Raw genomic sequence first — 18,363 nt, 5'->3', positions numbered from 1 at the left:
GCTCTAATCAGCCTTGATTATTTAACCTGCTGGAAAACCCTGACCCATTCTTCAGCAGCGGAAAAAAGTTGTTGAAAAATAACACCTGAAATATCTCGTCCCCGACGATAAGGATCAGCGATCTCCAGTTGCTGGAGCCAGTAGCCGAATAAAAATGTCTTTCCCCGGGATTCCATTGCCAGGCGGGTGACGGCTTCAATATGATTTTGCTCCATGGCCAGAATCAAATCATATTCGCGACACATCAACGGCGTGAGTTGTTTTGCACAATGGCCCTCTAATGAAAGGCCATACTCGCGGGCCGTCTCTGCCATTACAGGATCGGCCGCCTCACCTGTTAACGCAGCAATTCCGGCTGAATCCACCTTCATATCGGGCAAGCGTGAACGCAAAAGGCGTTCCCCCACCGGGGAACGACAGATATTGCCTGTGCAGACGACAAGAATGGACTGGTATCTTCCATTCATATTAATTACTCCAGTTCCTGATGAAGCGCGTCGTTTCCGTCAGGCTGTAGACACCACTAATGGTGGGCATTAATTGATTAATGACTCTGTTCCAGCGAGAAACAGGCGCAGTCGTCACATACACAATATCGTACGGCTTGAGCCTGAATTCTGTTCCAAGCACCAGCGCCGTCGCATCCCGGGCATCAAGCTGATAAATATTTGCCTGCTTTCCTTTTGCCGCATCCGGTTTGTTTTCCGAGCGGATCACAAAGATACCGCTGGCATCACTGGTTAATTGATTCATTCCCTCCGCATTGCCCAACGCTTCCGTCAGGGTCATGCCAGAACGATCCATCTTCAGGGTGGTTTGCTTCACGACATCCCCCATGACAAAGACCTTTAATTCATCATTGCGAGGGATATACAGAATATCGCCGGCATAGAGCAGCTTATTCTGCTGCAGATCGCCGTATTGCATTAACGCCTGCAGGGAGATAATTGATTTTTTACCGCCCTGGGTTAAAACCGCGTTGCCCCAGTCCGCATTTTCAGTCAGCCCACCCGCCAGATTAACCGCATCAATAATGGTCAGTGGAACGTTGGTGATGGGCTGCTGCCCGGACTGATTAACTTCGCCTGAAACATACACCTTTTGAGAACGGAATGCGGCAATCCCCACATCAACCTGTGGGGACTCAATGTATTTCGCCAGGTGTTCAGCGATCAGCTCCCTGACTTCGGTGACCGTTTTATCCTTAACATGGATTTTCCCGATGTAGGGGTAAAATATCGTGCCGTCTGAATGCACCCAGTTCCCCGTATCGCTGGCGCTACGGTACTGGCCGGACGGGGTGGTGAGCTCAGGGTGTTCCCACACCGTAACCATGATGATATCTCCGACACCAATGCGGTATTCATACGCTTCAAGCCGTTTATTCAGCTCCGCATTGGCGTGAGCGACCACCACGTTCTCCCGTAATTTTTCAATCAGCGCCGGGGTTACAGGATAAACGTTAACCTTTACATCATTGAGGTTCTCGGGATCGGGTGTTTCGACCACCGTTTTCCCGGCGGTATCAATATGACTGCCAGGCGTGATCTGACACCCCGCCAGTAAAAATAGCGTGGTGAAAATAAACAGAACTGAAAATTTTCTCATACTTTTCTTTATGCCATTTCAGGGAAATGACATTTCCTTATAATTAATCAACCACCCGTGGTGTTGCAGAGAGAATGAAGAGTGGAACCCGCAATTGATTAAATGATAAACCTTAAAAGTATGCCTGTCCTGCAGACGTAGAGTAATCCTACCCACAGACGTCTCTTTCTTACCATTAATATAAAGCAAGACCAAAATGGCGGATACGTAAACAATTCCCATTTATGTGGGGAGTATTCTCAAATAATAAGCCGGCGACATCGTGTAAAATGAAAATATATACATACCGTATCATAAGCTCGATAGCATACAAATCTTAGGCTAAAAAGAGACGTGCTGAATAAATTAACCAAAGGGATAACCATGGATACGTCGCGAGTCATACTATCAAGATGTCATTTCAGCAATATCGGATTGCGTCACTTGCTTTCCGGCATGTTCAAAAAAGAAGAGATTATCTCTTTTTATAATCAACATCATTTATATGACTGGGCAAAAGGTATCAAAAAAGATAATTTTTTTACCTTATACCTGGTACTTCCTGACTCCATTTATAGCAACATTGTCTATTTTCAGTGGCTTATCTCACTCAAGCGAAAAACAAATCTCCGCGCGCCTGAAGAAATCATCATCGCCTACCACTCAGACTTTTTCCCGGAGCTTTTCGCCTGCATTTGCTCGCACTATAAACATCGCCTGGTGAACATCAATAATCTGACCAACGATGAGATTGTCAAAAAAATGCATACCCAGCGCCATCCCAGTAAAAGTGGGGTGGTCAAAAGATACATCGAGCTAACGCATATGGAGTTCTGTGTGTTAAAGCTGATGATCTCGGGCTATACCATTGATGACATCAGTACCTTATATAACATCAAACCGAAAACCACGTACACCTACAGCAATAACATTATGAAACAGCTGGGGTTTAACTCGTTAAAGAAAATTTACTCCTGCGGTGAAATCATTCGATCATCGATTGAGCATGAAATAATAAGAGAAAAGAAAAAATACTACAGCCTTGCCCGCATCCAGATGTACGAACCGCAGACTGCTTAATACCTCATACCCTGTTACACCTCTCGCTGTGTCTTCAAAACCCGTTGCAATTCTCCAAAAAAATACGGAAAGCATTTCTGCAATCCGTATTTTTTGTTTCTACGCGAACTTAGTGGCTTTTCACTAAAATTTCTACGCGGCGACTGTTGACGTTACATCCTGCCGCCTGTTGGCTGGCCGAAGTCCCGCAGCCTTCGGCACTTTGCGCGACCCCCATGCCCGTGGTGTTATTGATCAGCTCCGGTTTAATGCCTTTGGCAATCAGTAACGAACGAACGGTATCGGCACGTGCTTCAGACAAACGCTGGTTAGCCTCACGGCTGCCAATCGCGTCGGTATACCCCACAATCTGGATCTCCCGAACGTTATTTGCTTTTCTGACGAATTTCACCACCTCGTCAAGCTTATTGCGCGACTCCGCAAAAATTCCCGCCGCATTACTGGCCGCAAAGCGGAACAGAATTTGCTCCTGAATAAGCACCACGCCGGTGTTATTCACGTAATCACACGCTTTTACCTGTGACGCACGGTTAATGATTTTGCTCTGCTTATGCATGTTGCTCAACAGAGATTCAGCCCGTGAACGCTCTTCCAGTGCCGCCGTATTTCCTGTCGTGCCTGGATTAACCTGAATAAAATAGGTTTGCGCACTCTCGGTGCTGAGCTGCTGCAGGGGGTTTTGTTTGCCCTGATAAGTGGGATGATCGTTGAACCAGGACTCCACCGCATGCGCGCCTGGCGCGGCGCACAGGACGGTAAATTGCCCTGGCAACAGCACCGACTGCAGCTCGCGATCGACATAAATTGTCGCGGGTACGCTCCCCTCAGGGTAATAAACCACAATCTGCGCCAGTTCAGGGGTAACATCAGCTACAGGACGATATGGCTGAGGCGCCGCCTTTTTAGATACCGGCTTTGTCTCTGCCGGTATATCGATGACATGCTTCACTCTTTCCGCTGACAATGCAGCGCTGGATATGAATACGCTGAGCGCGGCAGTAATCGCACACGCCAGGTTTATTTTTTTAAACTTATTAAGGGTTACTTTCATTTATCCAATTCCCGATTAACCCAGTGATTGACTGTGTAACAACGATATAAAGATGTGCGCAGAAAGCCCGCCATCCGAAGATGGCGGGTATTGACTGGGTTACATCATGATTTGGTTATTCTGCAGCAGCGTCACCAAATCCGTTTGCACGTCGGCCAGCGTGACAACCTGCGTAAATCCATGTTGTCCGCCCTGACCGTCACGGTCGATACTGATCACGGTGTCATTACCCACAACCTCAACCTTGACGTAGTCAAGTACGCCGCGGGAGGAGTAATCCAGCTCCAGTTTTCCTTCGTCTTCGAAGAAGGAGACTGAACCTTTGTAGTCAAGCAGCTCGCTCATATCGAGCAGATCTGCATCACTGTCTTTCACCAGATTACCCACCTTGAAGCCGTGGATCGTGTCGTGACCGTTGCCACCGGTACTGTCGTTGGTCATACCTGCCAGCACTTTGTACATCAACGTATCGTTGCCGCCGTTGACCAGATAGAAGGCGTCGTTACCCCCACGTCCTTCAAACACGTTATTCGCGGAGTTATCCGTAAACGTGTCCTGCTGGCTGGAGCCTACAAGACCCTCAATGCTGAGGAGCTTATCGGTACCATTACCGGTTGCAGTACCTGTCCACAGGTTCGCGTTGATGGCCGTTGTTGAATGGCTATAGTCAACGACGTCCATGCCGGCTTTTTCACTCCAGACTGGCTTACCGCTCACAATCTGGTTCCAGCCACCGCCACCGTTGTAGGTGTCGTTGCCTGCCGAACCGAAGAAGGTGTCGTTATAGCCGGTACCGATGATCCCGCTGTTGCCGGTGGTATTGTTCGCGGCAGTGCCGCTTTCCGCCGTCAGTACGTAGGAGTCATGAGCTTTACCTGTTGTCAGGCCACCCCAGTTCTCATTCACCGTACCGTTGGTATAACCACCGATGCTGCCCGTTGCGCCAACGTGATCCGCTTTACCGTCGGTAATGCGCAGCATCTGCACGGAGTAAACTTCGTTCGGATCCAGTCCGAAGAAGCTCACCAGACCCATGCTGTTGCTGGAACCGGAGGATTGCGGGTTAATCAGCTGGGTTGCCACAAGCTCGCCCGCGGAGTTATAGAGCTTCACGGTGTTGCTGTAGAAGGTATTGATGCCGTTACCGTCAACAATACGGATCTGCAGGCTCGTGCCGTCCGCCGCGATGTTGGTGTTTTTCACCAGCAACGTGCGTGCCGCGTCGTCTCTTGCCACCACATCGGCATCTGCCCCAGAACGGTACAGTACCAGGTCCATCGAACCGTCCCAGTCGTAGTCAAGCGCCACGGCACCGGTCAGGTTGTTAAACGTCGTGCTCCCCGTCAGGCTGACTTTATTGGTACCCCAGTTGTTACTACCGGTATTGGTATACAGCATCGGCGAGCCAGTCACGCCAGAGCGTGGCACTTCGATGATGTCCATCTTACCGTCGTGGTTCCAGTCCACTGCCAGCGACGTACCGCCGTCAACGTTATCGCCAAACCACAGTGCCTGGCTGTCAGTTGCATTGAGCTTGCCGGTACCATCGTTGAGATAGATACGGCTCTCATCGCTGTTACTACCGCCCTTCGATCCTCGACTCAGGAACAGATCCAGCCAACCATCGTTGTTGTAATCTGCATAGGTCATGGAGATTGACAAGTTACCGTAGTCTTCATGGCCATCGTCACGGAACACATTCGTGTAGTAGCCAACTTCACCGAAGTTAGTCTTCGACGTTCCGGTTGTCTGGTTATACAAAATACCCAGACCACGTGAGTTGTTACCGACGAGGTTGCCAGCGCCGTTGTAGTCGATATGTGCCGTAATATCTACGGTACCGTTGTTATCGATATCCACAGCGCCCACCTCGTGCAGCACACTCAGTGACGCTGGCAATGCCCCGCCAGGATGTCCGTCAGAGAAGCCGGCATTATCCTCGTAACTCAGCGTGCCCTGCGTATTCTTGATGAACGAGATGGAGTCCGCTTCTGAGTCACCCAGCACAAAGTCCAGATAACCATCACCTTCACGGTCATAGGAAATCACGCCGCCGAGGTGGTTCAGGGTGCCCTGATCCAGCGCCTTCGCAGAGTAACTACCGTCAGCGTTCTGCAGCCAGTAGGCGGTACGACCCGCGTTACTGTAGCTACTGATCTGAGACATTACGTCGGCATAGCCATCGCGGTTGATGTCCGCAAAGGCTGCGGAGTTAACATAACGGCTGTAGGACGTGCTATCTACGTTGTAACCCGCACCGTTGTCAGTTGACGGCTGTGCAAGGTACGTTGAATCGTAGTCTTCACGCGTGACGGAGTCATAGACACGTCCGGCGTTCGCGGTTGTCGTACCGGAAGTGCCACGGGCACTCTGGAAGAATGACCACAAACCATCCTGACTGATCGTCACCGCAGCGGCGTTCAGACCACGGCTATCTGCATCGGTCGTTCCCCCCCAGGTTTGTTCAATCAGCGTACTGCCGCCACCTTCGGTGACACCTGTACTGGTGCTGGCGCTCATGCTTGAGCGGTTACCCGCTTCATCCCAGACCACAAAGGCCAGGTTATGTGCGCCAGAAGGCAGCGACGTATTCAGACTCCAGGAGCCGTCAGCGTTAGCCTTCACGAAGCCAATGACCTGATCCAGACCTTCCTGATAGGTCCCGTTGTTGTTCACATCACTCACCAGCGAGACAATCGCCCCCGCTTCAACACGGCCGTACTGACCACTGGAGAAGGTGAACGAATCTCCTGTGGTGGTGTGCTGCGGCACATTCGGCGCACCGGTAATACCGTCCGGAGAATCCAGATCGATAACCACGTTGTAGCTGTCCGCAAACTTCGTGTTCGTGCCCGGGTTGCCTGCAACGTCAATCACCTGCAGCTTGAAGTTATGCGTGACGCTGGCCATCGCTTCCGGCAGTTCATAGCTCCAGCTCTGGCCGTTAAGGGCCAGCGTTTTCCAGGTTTTACCGTTATCCAGCGAAATCTGCAGATGCTCACCCGCCTGCAACGCAGCACTCAGGTTACCGCTGATGGTCACCGTACGGTCACGGGTGATCATGTCGCCGTTAGTCGCCGTTGCGGCATGGCTGAAGTGATCCCCGGTCGTCAGACCATGGCTGGTATCGGTGGTGACTTTGGTGGTCGTCGTCAGACCATTCATGTCACTGCCGCCCGATGCCACCTGCAGCGCCTGAGAATCGGTGCTGCCAACGTTACCGGCGTTATCCACCACGCGAGCCTGGATGGTATAAGCCCCATCGTTCAGCGGCGTGTTCTGCATATCCACAGTCCAGGATGTGCCGGTTACCGTTGAGGCACGCGTCCAGGTTGCCCCGTTGTCGAGGCTCACCTCAACCCACTCGTCCGCCTGCAGAGCTTTGTTCAGCTCACCGTTAATCAACAGCGTGTTATCGCTGGTAATAAAGTCGGTGTCTGAAGCGCCACGGTCTTCCGAGACAGAGCTGATGTTGATCACTGCGTCAGAGACAGTGGTATCGACAACAATCGTCCAGGTATTGCTCGGCGTACTGATGTTGCCAGCCGCATCCGTAGAGGTTGCCACCAGATTCCAGGTGCCTTCAGCCAGCTTGTTCGCATCGCTGATTTGCAACGTCCATTGACCCGTCGTGCTATCGGCAACGGCGGTACCCAGCAGAATGCGCGTTGTCGCATCCACCTGATGGTACACATTCACCGTGCTTCCCTTCTCCGCCGTACCGGTAATTTCCGGCGTGGTGTCGTTGGTTGGCTTGCCGTGGGCAACGGACCCCTGAACCGGGTTAACGTCATCCAGCACATTCGTAATAACCGGTGCGACAGGCGCAACCGTATCCACCACCAGATCGAAGTCAATCGGCGTGAGTGGGTTATTGGACGGATCGGTCCCGGTAATACGCAGCGTATGCGCGCCATCTTTCAGGCTGCTCAGCGGCGTGAATTCCCAGTTACCGTTGGCATCCGCTTTCACCGTGCCAAGCTGAACGCCACCGACGTCGGTGATGATAATGGTGCTGCCTGCCGTCGCCTTACCGACCAGCTGTACCTGGCTGTCGTTGGTAACGTCACCCTCGCGAAGCACGCGTGAACCACCCGCTTCCTGGACGTCATCCACCACCTGCAGCAGTTGCAGATAGCTTGCGCCCGTGGAGACGTTGACAGTGATATCATCCACGATCGCGCTGCTGTTACCCGCCGGATCCGTTACCTGGGTCGCGAACTGGTGTTCACCATCCGCTAACGGCGTGGTTGGCGTGTACTGCCAGCTACCATCAGTGTTCGTCACAACAACCGAACCAATCGCCTGGCCGTTATCGTAAATCGTGACAGTACTGCCCTGCTCCGCTTTACCGGTGAAGGTCGGCTTGTTGTCGTCGGTGGTCATACCGTCGGTTAACTGACCTTTCCAGGCACCCTGATCGTCAGCCACCTGCAAACCGGAGACCGGATTTGGCGCTGTTGAATCAATGGTGAGGGTGAACGAACCACTGCGATCGCTCTCCTGACCTGCGCTGTTGGTATTGGTCACCGTAAAGGTGTAATTACCGTCAGCCAGCGCTGGTGATGGCGTAAAGCTCCAGGTGCCATCGCTGTTCAGCGTCGTCTTACCGACAACCTCAGTACCGTTGTAGATGGTGATCGTATCGCCTGCAGCACCGTCCGCCGTTCCTTTCAGGGTCGGCGTGTCGTCTTTGGTCAACGCATTGTTGGCCAGGTTGATAACGGTGGTGCCGGTATCGTCCAGAACGTTAACGATCGCTGGCGCATCCGGCGTGTCGGACATAATGACGTCATAGCTGTCAGCCGGTTTCGCCACGTTGCCAACACGATCGGTTTCCGTCACGGTCAGTTTGTTGATGGAGTCGCCATACAGAGACTCAGATGGCGTCAGTTCCCATTTACCATTCTTATCAACTGTGGTGGTACCCAATATCTTCGTGTTGCCGTCTTTATCCGTGGTGTAGACGGTAATGACGTTGCCCGCTTCCGCACCCGAGCCACGAATCACCGGACGTGAATCGTCCAGAACGCCGCCATCCGCAACAATCCCCTGAACGTTACCCACGTTATCCGTTACGGAATCGATGGTCACTTTCCTCGCATCCGGCGCGGTGTAGTCGGTGGTCAGAATGAAGTCCGCAGACTTGTCACTGACGTTGCCGGCTTCATCCGTGGCCGTCACGTAGAAGGTGTTTTTGCCTTCCGGTAACTTGCTGCCCGGCTTGAAGTTCCACGCGCCGCTGCTGTTCGCAGTGACTGAACCCAGTAGGGTGCCGTCAAGGGTGTAAATATTGACGGTGCTGCCCGCTTCAGCCGTACCGTGCAGGATTGGCTGCGGATCGTCAGTGACATCGTTGTTGCTCAGATCGTCCTTGATCGTCCCCACCTGATCTTCCGCGTAATCGATACTCGGACGGTTCGGTGCTTTACTGTCAATTTCGAAGCTGAAGGTGCTGGAGGTATCCTCTTTACCCGTCAGATCTTTCGCGGTTGCCGTAATGTTGTGTACGCCATCGCCCAGATCGCTGGTAGGCGTAAATACCCAGTTGCCACTGGCATCGGCCTTGACGCTGCCCAACACCACGTTGCCATCCATGATGGTGACAGTGCTGCCTGCTTTCGCCTTACCGCTGAATTCCGGACGCGCGTCGTCAGTGACGTCGTTCGCCTTCAGTTCGCCGGTGACCGTGCCTTTATCATCCATGACGCGAACGATGGTGACCGGAACGCTGGAGGTATCAAGCGTGACGGTAACACCGGCATTTTCAGCTCCCAGGTTGCCTGCTGAATCTTCAGCACGCGCGGTGAAGGTATATTCCCCATCCGCCAGTGAACCGGTGGTGTAAGACCAGTTACCGTTCGCATCTGCTACCGTCGTACCGTTTTCCTGGCCGTTCACATAGATGTGAACCACGCTGCCTGGCTCTGCTTTGCCGCTGATGGTCGGTGTCGCATCGTCAGTAGTATCGCCATTGGACAACGTACCGGTCTTCGGACCTTCGTTATCGCTCACGATAAAGCCAGTGACCTCACCCGGTGCGCTGGTATCCACCGTGATCGGGAAGCCGCCAGTCTGTGGGCTTACCTGACCAATGTCGTTAATCGCTTCCGCGACAAACGTATGAACGCCGTCCGCCAGTTTCGGCGTATTGAAGCTCCATTTGCCCTGGGGATCGGCCTTGGTTTCACCCAGCAGGGTGGTACCGTTCGGGCCGCCATAAATGCGAACCGTGACACCGGCTTCAGCCGTACCCGTCAACAACAGGGTGTCGTCGTTGGTTGTCGCATCCTTTTGTAATGGGCCGGTATGCGGCGCAACATCATCTTCCACACTGCTCAGGGTCGGTGGCAGCGGCTGACCGCCGGCATCGATCTGAATAATGTATTCCGGTGATGCCGCCGTGGTGTTACCCACGCTGTCGGTCTCTTTCACCGTCAGGTTGTAGGTCCCGTCAGGCAGGGCTTTCGTGACCTGAAGTTCCCAGGTACCGTCAGCCTGTACTTTCGCGGTGCCGATCACCTTGTCGCCGTTATAGACGGTGATGGTGTTGCCCGGCTCTGCGCCCGTACCCTTGATCAGCGGCGTGTTATCGTCCGTCTTACCACCTGAGGCAATCGATCCGGTTACGGAACCAAAATCATCCACCACATCGGTAATGCTCACTTTGCTGGCATCCGGCGCGGTGAAGTCCAGGTTAAGGACGAAGTCGTCCGACGCTGCACTGGTGTTGCCCGCCTTGTCGGTCGCCGTCACGTGGAAGCGGTGCTCGCCTTCCGGCAGTTTCGCCACCGGCGAGAAGCTCCAGGTGCCGTCGGCTTTCGCCGTCACTTCGCCCAGCAGGCCGTTCTGATCGTAGATCTTCACGGTGCTGCCCGCTTCCGCCTTGCCGCTCAGGGTCGGGGTCGGATCGTCGGTGCTGCTGCCGTTAGACAGTGCGCCCTGCACGCTGCCCACGTCGTCCAGCGCCGCGTCGATGGTCGGTTTCACCGGTGCATCGGTGTCGATGGTCACGGTCCAGCTGCTGCTGCTCGACTCATTACCCATCGGGTCTTTCGCCGTGGCGGTGAAGGTGTGGTCGCCGCGGCCCAGGTCCACGCTCGGCGTGAAGCTCCAGGTGCCGTCCGCGCCCGCGGTGGTGGTGCCCAGCACGTTGCTGCCGTCCATGATGGTCACGGTGCTGCCCGCCTTCGCCGTGCCGCTGATTTGCGGACGGGTGTCGTCGGTTACCGCGCCCTGGGACAGGCTGCCGGTCACGCTGCCGGTGTCGTCGGTCACGGCGGTGATTTCCACCTTGCCCGGGACCACGTCAACGGTGATGACCACGTGTGAGCCTTCCGGTCCGGTGTTGCCTGACGGATCGGTGACGGTGGTGGTCAGGTCGTGTGCGCCGTTCGCCAGCGGCTGGTCCGGGGTGTAGCTCCAGGTGCCGTCCGGGTTCACCTTCGCGGTGCCGATGACCTGGCCGTTGTCGATGATGTTCACCGTGCTGCCCGGCTCGGCCTTGCCGCTCAGGGTCGGGGTGTTGTCATCGGTGGTGTCGCCGCTCACGACCGGGCCCTGGTAGGCGCCGACGTTGTCGGTGACCAGCAGGTCAGAGGCCGCGTCCGGGGCTTTTGTATCGATAACGATACCGAAGCCGCCGGTCGGCTCACTGGTGCGGCCCACGCCGTCGGTGACGGTGGCGGTGAAGTTATGGCTGCCGTCAGAGAGCGCCGTATCCGGCGTGAAGCTCCAGCTGCCGTTGCTGCCCACGGTGGTGGTGCCAATCAGACGACCGTTGTCGTAGATACTGATGGTGCCGCCCGCCACGCCGCTGCTGCCGCTCAGGGTCGGGGTGGTGTCGTTGGTGACATCGCCCTTCTGCAGGTAGTCCGCGTGCGGGGCCACGTCGTCATAGACGGTGTCCAGCGTCGGTGCCTGCGGCGGTACGGTGGCCACGTTGATGATGTACTCACCGGACGGACCGGAGACGTTGCCCACGCTGTCGGTCTCTTTCGCCGTCAGGGTGTACTTCCCGTCCGGCAGCGGAGTGGTCGGTTCGAGGGACCAGGTGCCGTCGGCCTGCACTTTCGCGGTGCCAATCACCCTGTCGCCGTTGTAGACGGTGATGGTGTTACCCGGCTCTGCGCCCGTACCCTTGATCAGCGGACGGTTGTCGTCGGTTTCTTCGCCGGAGGCAATCACGCCTGCGGTGTTCACGTCGTCATAGACTTCAGTGATCGCCAGTTTGCTGGCGTCAGGCGCGGTGTAGTCGGTGATCAGCACAAAATCATCTGATTCCGGACTGGTGTTACCGGCCTTGTCGGTTGCGGTGGTGGTGATATGGTGTTCACCCTCTGGCAGAGGTGTCGTTGGCGTGAACTGCCAGCCGCCATTTTCATCCACAACGGTAGAACCAATCAGTTCGCCGTTGTCATAAATATCGACACGGCTGCCCGGCTCAGCGGTACCGTTGAAGGTCGGGTTCGCATCATCGGTGGTGCTGCCGCTGCTCAGATCGCCACGGCTGGACCCGACATCATCCGTCGCAACACCTATCACCGGTTTTTCCGGTGCCACGGTATCGACAGAGATATCAAAGGACGGAGACGTGACGTCGTTACCCGCAGGATCGGTTGAAACTACGGTCAGGCTGTGATCGCCATCGGCCAGATCCTGTTCAGGGGTGAAGGTCCAGTTGCCGTCCGGATCCACCACGGTGGAGCCCAGTACATCGTCGCCATCCTTGATGGTCACAGTGCTGCCTGGCTTACCTTTACCGCTCAGTTCAGGACGCGCGTCATCGGTGACGGTGCCTGGTTTCAGGTTGCCCACGATCGGGCCCTGATCATCCACCACTTCACCCACGGTAACCTGGTTTGGATCCGGATCGACGGTGAAAGAGATCCCCGGAGACGGTTCACTGGTGTTGCCTGACGGATCGGTTACGGTTGTGGTGATTTCGTGATCGCCTTTGTCCAGCGGTTTCTCTGGCGTATAGGACCACTTGCCTTCGTCATCCACAATAACGGAACCAATCTTCTCGTCGTTATCGTAAATATCCACCGTGCTGCCCGGCTCGGCTTCGCCGCTCAGGGTTGGAGACTGATCGTCGGTGGTGTCGCCGGAACCTACCGGTCCCTGCTTGTCGCCCACGTTATCGTTGATAACGATATTTTCCGCCGGAGCCGGAGCCGCGGTGTCGATAACAATCGGGAAGCTGCCGCTGGTGCGCGCGTTGCCCGCTGCGTCAGTCGCAGTGACGGTGAAGGTGTGCTGACCATCCGCCAGCGCGGTATCCGGGGTGAACACCCACTTACCGCTGCTGTCCGCCTTGACGGTACCAATCACTTTCCCGTTGTCGAGGATAGACACAACGTCGCCCGGTGCAGCGCTGCCGCTCAGGGTTGGGGTGGTGTCGTTGGTGGTTTCGCCTTTCTGCATTGGGCCGACGTGCGGCTCGGCGTTGTCCACCACGCTGTTGATGGACGGCTCGGTGCTGACCGGGATCAGAACAGTGATATCGTAAGGCGGTGCTTCACCCGCGACGCGGTTGCCAACGCCATCCTGGGTTTCCAGCGTCAGCTGATTAAGCCCTTCCACCAGCGGGGTATCGAGCGCCAGCGTCCAGTTGCCTTCATTGTCGACCACAGCTGAGCCCAGCAGATGTTTGCCGTTAGCATCCGTGCTGTAAACAAAGACGGTGCTGCCCGCTTCACCAATACCATTGATAACCGGTTTGCTGTCATCGGTGATTTCACCGCTGGCGACATTGCCCTGACGACCGCCGACATCGTCCATTACGGAAGTAATGCTCAGCACATCGCTGGTTGCCACCGGTGGCGTGTAGTCAGTCACCAGCACAAAATCATCCGATTCCGGGCCGGTGTTGCCCGCTTCATCCGTTGCGGTGGTGGTGATATGGTGTTCACCCTCTGGCAGAGGTGTGGTTGGTGTGAACTGCCAGGCGCCTTTATCGTCCGCAATCGTCGAACCGATGTGCTCGCCGTTGTCATAAATATCGACACGGCTGCCCGGCTCTGCGGTACCGTTGAAGGTTGGGTTTGCATCATCAGTGGTACCGCCGTTGCTCAGATCGCCACGGATTGTACCCACATCATCCGTTGCCGAACCCAGCACAGGTTTTTCCGGCGCGGTCGCATCAACGGTAATATCAAAGGACGGAGAGGTCACCTCGTTTCCGGCCGGGTCTTTGGAAATCACGGTCAGGCTGTGATCGCCATCGGCCAGATCCTGTTCAGGGGTGAAGGTCCAGTTGCCGTCCGGATCCACTACGGTGGAGCCCAGCACATCGTCGCCATCCATGATGGTCACGGTGCTGCCTGGCTTACCTTTACCGCTCAGTTCAGGGCGAACATCATCGGTCACGGTGCCTGGCTTCAGGTTGCCTACGATCGGCCCCTGATCATCCACCACTTCACCCACGGTAACCTGGTTTGGATCCGGATCGACAGTGAAAGAGATCCCCGGAGACGGTTCACTGGTGTTGCCTGACGGATCGGTTACGGTTGTGGTGATTTCGTGATCGCCTTTGTCCAGCGGTTTCTCTGGCGTATAGGACCACTTGCCTTCGTCATCCACAATAACGGAACCAATCTTCTCGTCGTTATCGTAAATATCCACCGTGCTGCCCGGCTCGGCTTCGCCGCTCAGGGTTGGAGACTGATCGTCGGTGGTGTCGCCGGAACCTACCGGTCCCTGCTTGTCGCCCACGTTATCGTTGATAACGATATTTTCCGCCGGAGCCGGAGCCGCGGTGTCGATAACAATCGGGAAGCTGCCGCTGGTGCGCGCGTTGCCCGCTGCGTCAGTCGCGGTAACGGTGAAGGTGTGCTTGCCATCCGCCAGTGCGCTATCCGGGGTGAATGCCCACTTCCCGTTGCTGTCCGCCTTGACGGTGCCAATCACTTTCCCGTTATCGAGGATGGAGACGGTATCACCCGGCGCCGCGCTACCGCTCAGGGTCGGGGTGGTATCGTTGGTCGACTCGCCTTTCTGCAGCGGGCCAACATGTGGCTCTGCGTTGTCCACCACGCTGTTGATGGATGGCGCGGTACTGACCGGGATCATGAGGTTGATGTCGTAAGATGGCGCATCGCCCGCTACGTGGTTACCCGCCGGATCCTGTGTCTCCAGGGTCAGCTTGTTCAAACCTTCCGTCAATGGGGTGTCAGGCGTCAGGCTCCAGGTGCCATCGCTGCCCACAACCGCTGTACCAATCAGGTGTTTGCCGGAAGAGTCGGTAGTGTAGACAAAGACGGTGTTCCCTGCTTCACCGATACCGCTGATGAGCGGTTTGCTGTCATCGGTGATTTCACCATTGGCCACATTACCCTGACGATCGCCTACGTCGTCCACTACCGCGGTAATGTTCAGAACATCTGCTGAAGCATCAGGCGCGGTAGTGTCAACTTCAAACTCCAGCGCTTCCGAGGGATCGCTGGTGTTGCCTGCCTTATCCGTTTGCGTAACGGTGATGCTGTGATCGCCTTCACCCAGAGGTTTCTCTGGTTTCAGCGTCCAGTTGCCTTTATCGTCAATGACGGTTGTGCCAAGCACTTCGTCACCATCATAGATGGTCACGGTATCGCCAGGTTCGCCTTTACCGCTGAATACCGGACGGGTTTCGTCCGTGACGTCACCGCCTTTCAGCTGGCCCGTAATCGGCCCGGTATTATCCTGGGCATCGGCCATATCCGGTTTAGCCGGAGGTGTGGTATCGACAATAATCTGAATAGGGTCAGATGGATCACCGACATTACCCAGCGGATCTTCCTCAACGACGACGACATTATGTTCACCCTCGGCAAGTTCATCCTTAGGTGTAAATGACCACTTACCTTCGTCGTCGACGATAACCGAGCCAATCTCTTTATCATTATCTTTGATAACAATGGTATTACCCGGGGTTCCCTCGCCGCTGAAGGAAGGCTGACTGTCATCTGTCACATCACCCGGTTTAAGAGGGCCTGTTACTGGACCGGTATTGTCAATGACATCAGGCGTTTCGGCTTTTCCTGGAGGTTCGGTCAGAACCATAAATTCACGATCGTCCGAAGGCTTGCTGACGTTACCCGCTTTATCCGTCTGGCTGACCGTGATGCTATGGCTGCCATCCGCCAGGTTTTCGGAAGGTTTGAAATACCAACGACCATCGTCGTTAACGGTGGTTTCGCCAATCTTTTTACCGTTATCGTAAATGGTGATCGTCGCGCCCGCTTCACCGGTGCCGCTCATTTCCGGTTTTGGATCGTCGGTGTAGGCGTCTTCAAGGATCTCGCCGGTGACTTTACCCACTTTATCCATGATGTGTTCAATCGTCGGCGCCTTTGGCGCGATCGTATCGACGACGATGACAATCGGATCTGACGGAGGACTCGTGTTGCCGTCAGGATCTTTTTCTACCACGCTCAGCTCGTGCTCACCTTCACCCAGTGGCTTATCAGGCGTATAGCTCCACTCCCCTTCATCATCAACAATGACTGAACCAATTTCTTTGCCATTATCAATGATATGAATAGTATCACCAGGCTTTCCTTTACCGGTCAGCGTTGGCGTTGAATCATCAGTGACATCGCCTGATTTCAACGGTCCTTTGATTGAACCTTCATCATCCATAGCGTTGCCGATGCGCGGCTTATCAGGCGTGGAAGAGTTATCACCGTCGTCCTTATCCATCTCAGACAGCGCGAAAGCAGCCCCTACACCCGCAGCAGCAAGCGCAAACCATCCCAACATGCCAAACAGCATGTCGTTGTCGTCATCCGGCGCCGTCAGAAGCGGGCCACCCGCTCCCAGCGGTTCGCCCCCTAACGCCACAGGAGACATGCTGCCATCCGCCATCAGATAACCGGTGTCGTAGCTGTCACCAGACAGCGGGACATAGGCGTAGAGTAATCCATCTTCCGCCATGCCCATCAGCACCGGATTAGTTGGATCACCATTGAAGTAATCTTCAATAATTATGCTTGGCTGTGTATCGCCTTCCTGAATAATGTGCAGTGCTTTGTCTACGCGCTGCAGCGTAATATTTTCTGGTGCGAAGTCGTCGTTAATATTTTTCAATACATATTTATTGCCGGGGATAAGTTTCACCTTAACCGTCCGGCCTGCTTCTGCCGTCAACAACCGAGTTTTTCCGTCTCCGTTATTGACCGCTAAAATGACTTTATTATCCGTCATACTTAAAGTCCTTGGTAAATTTCACTCGCTAAATTAAGGATATATAAGCATTTTTACTGATACACCCTGCACTGCCTTACTTTGATGCCTTTCTGAATAATTCATGTCCATAGGGTCCATCGACATGATGCTTCAAAATATCATGTCTGGGTTCTTTATATGGTTAGGAATAAACTACGTAGCACTCTACGCAGCAATAGGAATAGTTAACATCAATGCAGGAGTTATTAAGAGAGTCAGGAAGAATGACAGAAGAGAATAATTTACCCTGAAGAACTTACACTAAAAGAATAATAAATCAAAATAAATATAGTCATAAAAATAGCAGAAGCGGATATTTTAATAAAAATGAACAGAATAGAGGTGCAGCCATTCGCCGCATGCGGACGACAACAAGACGGATAAAAGAGAGAAAAGCGAGACTGAGAAACGCAGAAATGAAAAAGGCCCACGTTATAAATAACGTGGGCCTGAATAGTGGCGGAACGGACGGGACTCGAACCCGCGACCCCCTGCGTGACAGGCAGGTATTCTAACCGACTGAACTACCGCTCCACTGTTCCCGTTTGGGGAACGAGGCGCATATTACGGTGTGCCTCCGATCCCGTCAATGCTTTTTCTCACGTTTTGAATCGTTTGCTGCAAAAATCGCCCGAACGATGATTTTACAGGCATTCTGGCGCTTTTTCAGGCGCGCCACATACAGCTTCCGCCTTTCTTCTGCACCAGATCCAGACGGGATTCGTGGTTAAGCAGCTCTTCATCGCTGGCTAAAACAACCCGCAACCGACTGGCCTGGCGAACGACGCGCTGAATACCCGCTTCGTCCTGCGTCTGCTGGGATTCGTTTTCCATGCTGAACTTCATTGACGTCTGGCCACCCGTCATCGCCAGATAGACATCAGCCAGGATCTGGGCATCGAGCAACGCCCCGTGCAGCGTTCGCTTGGTGTTGTCTATCTCATAGCGCGAACAGAGTGCGTCAAGGCTGTTACGCTTGCCGGGGAACATTTTCCTCGCCAGCGCCAGGCTATCGGTGACTTTGCAAAACGTATTCGTTTTCGGAATATCGCGCTGGAGCTTACTAAACTCATAGTCCATAAAGCCGATATCGAACGAGGCGTTGTGGATGATGAGCTCAGCGCCTTTGATATACTCCAGAAACTCGTCCGCCACCTCTGCAAAGGTCGGTTTATCCAGCAAGAACTCATCGGCAATACCGTGAACGCCGAACGCTTCGGGATCCACCAGCCGATCGGGTTTCAGGTAGACGTGGAAGTTGTTCCCCGTCAGACGACGGTTCACCACTTCAACGGCACCGATCTCGATGATCTTATGCCCTTCGTAGTGCGCGCCGATCTGGTTCATACCGGTGGTTTCGGTATCGAGGACAATCTGGCGAGTAATTGCAGTGCTCATAGCGGTCATTTATGTCAGACTTATCGTTTAACTGAACGTTT

At 54.4% G+C, this 18,363-nt stretch carries 6 protein-coding genes and 1 tRNA gene; 1 reads left to right on the top strand and 6 read right to left on the bottom strand.

Annotation, left to right across the window (positions count from 1 at the left end; genetic code table 11):
- Positions 1 to 17 precede the first annotated feature (17 nt).
- Both SP99_RS04150 and SP99_RS04145 read right to left on the bottom strand, forming a co-directional pair.
- Positions 18 to 467: an arsenate reductase/protein-tyrosine-phosphatase family protein gene (locus SP99_RS04150; RefSeq protein ID WP_047957800.1), complete on the bottom strand. Its 450-nt coding sequence runs from the start codon at positions 465 to 467 to the stop codon at positions 18 to 20.
- Between the two features lies 1 nt (position 468).
- On the bottom strand, positions 469 to 1,608 hold the full coding sequence (locus SP99_RS04145) for a polysaccharide export protein (protein ID WP_047957799.1): 1,140 nt from the start codon (positions 1,606 to 1,608) through the stop codon (positions 469 to 471).
- Positions 1,609 to 1,971: 363 nt separating this feature from the next.
- Here SP99_RS04145 and SP99_RS04140 point away from each other — a divergent pair, with 363 nt between their 5' ends.
- The gene (locus SP99_RS04140; RefSeq protein ID WP_047957798.1) at positions 1,972 to 2,667 is read left to right on the top strand and encodes a LuxR C-terminal-related transcriptional regulator; all 696 of its coding nucleotides are present in this window, start codon (positions 1,972 to 1,974) and stop codon (positions 2,665 to 2,667) included.
- A gap of 109 nt (positions 2,668 to 2,776) precedes the next feature.
- Here SP99_RS04140 and SP99_RS04135 read toward each other — a convergent pair whose 3' ends face one another.
- The 4 genes from SP99_RS04135 to dnaQ all read right to left on the bottom strand — a co-directional run bounded on the left by SP99_RS04135 (position 2,777) and on the right by dnaQ (position 18,322).
- On the bottom strand, positions 2,777 to 3,616 hold the full coding sequence (locus tag SP99_RS04135) for an OmpA family protein (RefSeq protein WP_269431361.1): 840 nt from the start codon (positions 3,614 to 3,616) through the stop codon (positions 2,777 to 2,779).
- A gap of 201 nt (positions 3,617 to 3,817) precedes the next feature.
- Complete coding sequence (locus SP99_RS04130) at positions 3,818 to 16,903, bottom strand: Ig-like domain-containing protein (RefSeq protein ID WP_047957796.1); 13,086 nt, start codon at positions 16,901 to 16,903, stop codon at positions 3,818 to 3,820.
- A 478-nt stretch (positions 16,904 to 17,381) separates the two neighbouring features.
- A tRNA-Asp gene (locus SP99_RS04125) sits at positions 17,382 to 17,458 on the bottom strand.
- 132 nt (positions 17,459 to 17,590) lie between these two features.
- Positions 17,591 to 18,322, bottom strand: a complete 732-nt coding sequence (gene dnaQ / locus SP99_RS04120) for a DNA polymerase III subunit epsilon (RefSeq protein WP_045285097.1) — start codon at positions 18,320 to 18,322, stop codon at positions 17,591 to 17,593.
- Positions 18,323 to 18,363 lie beyond the last annotated feature (41 nt).

It is taken from the genome of Enterobacter sp. BIDMC92 (assembly GCF_001030225.1).
Lineage (GTDB): Bacteria > Pseudomonadota > Gammaproteobacteria > Enterobacterales > Enterobacteriaceae > Enterobacter > Enterobacter sichuanensis.
Note: the sequence above shows the minus strand (reverse complement) of the source record. Positions and strands in the feature narration are given on the sequence as shown.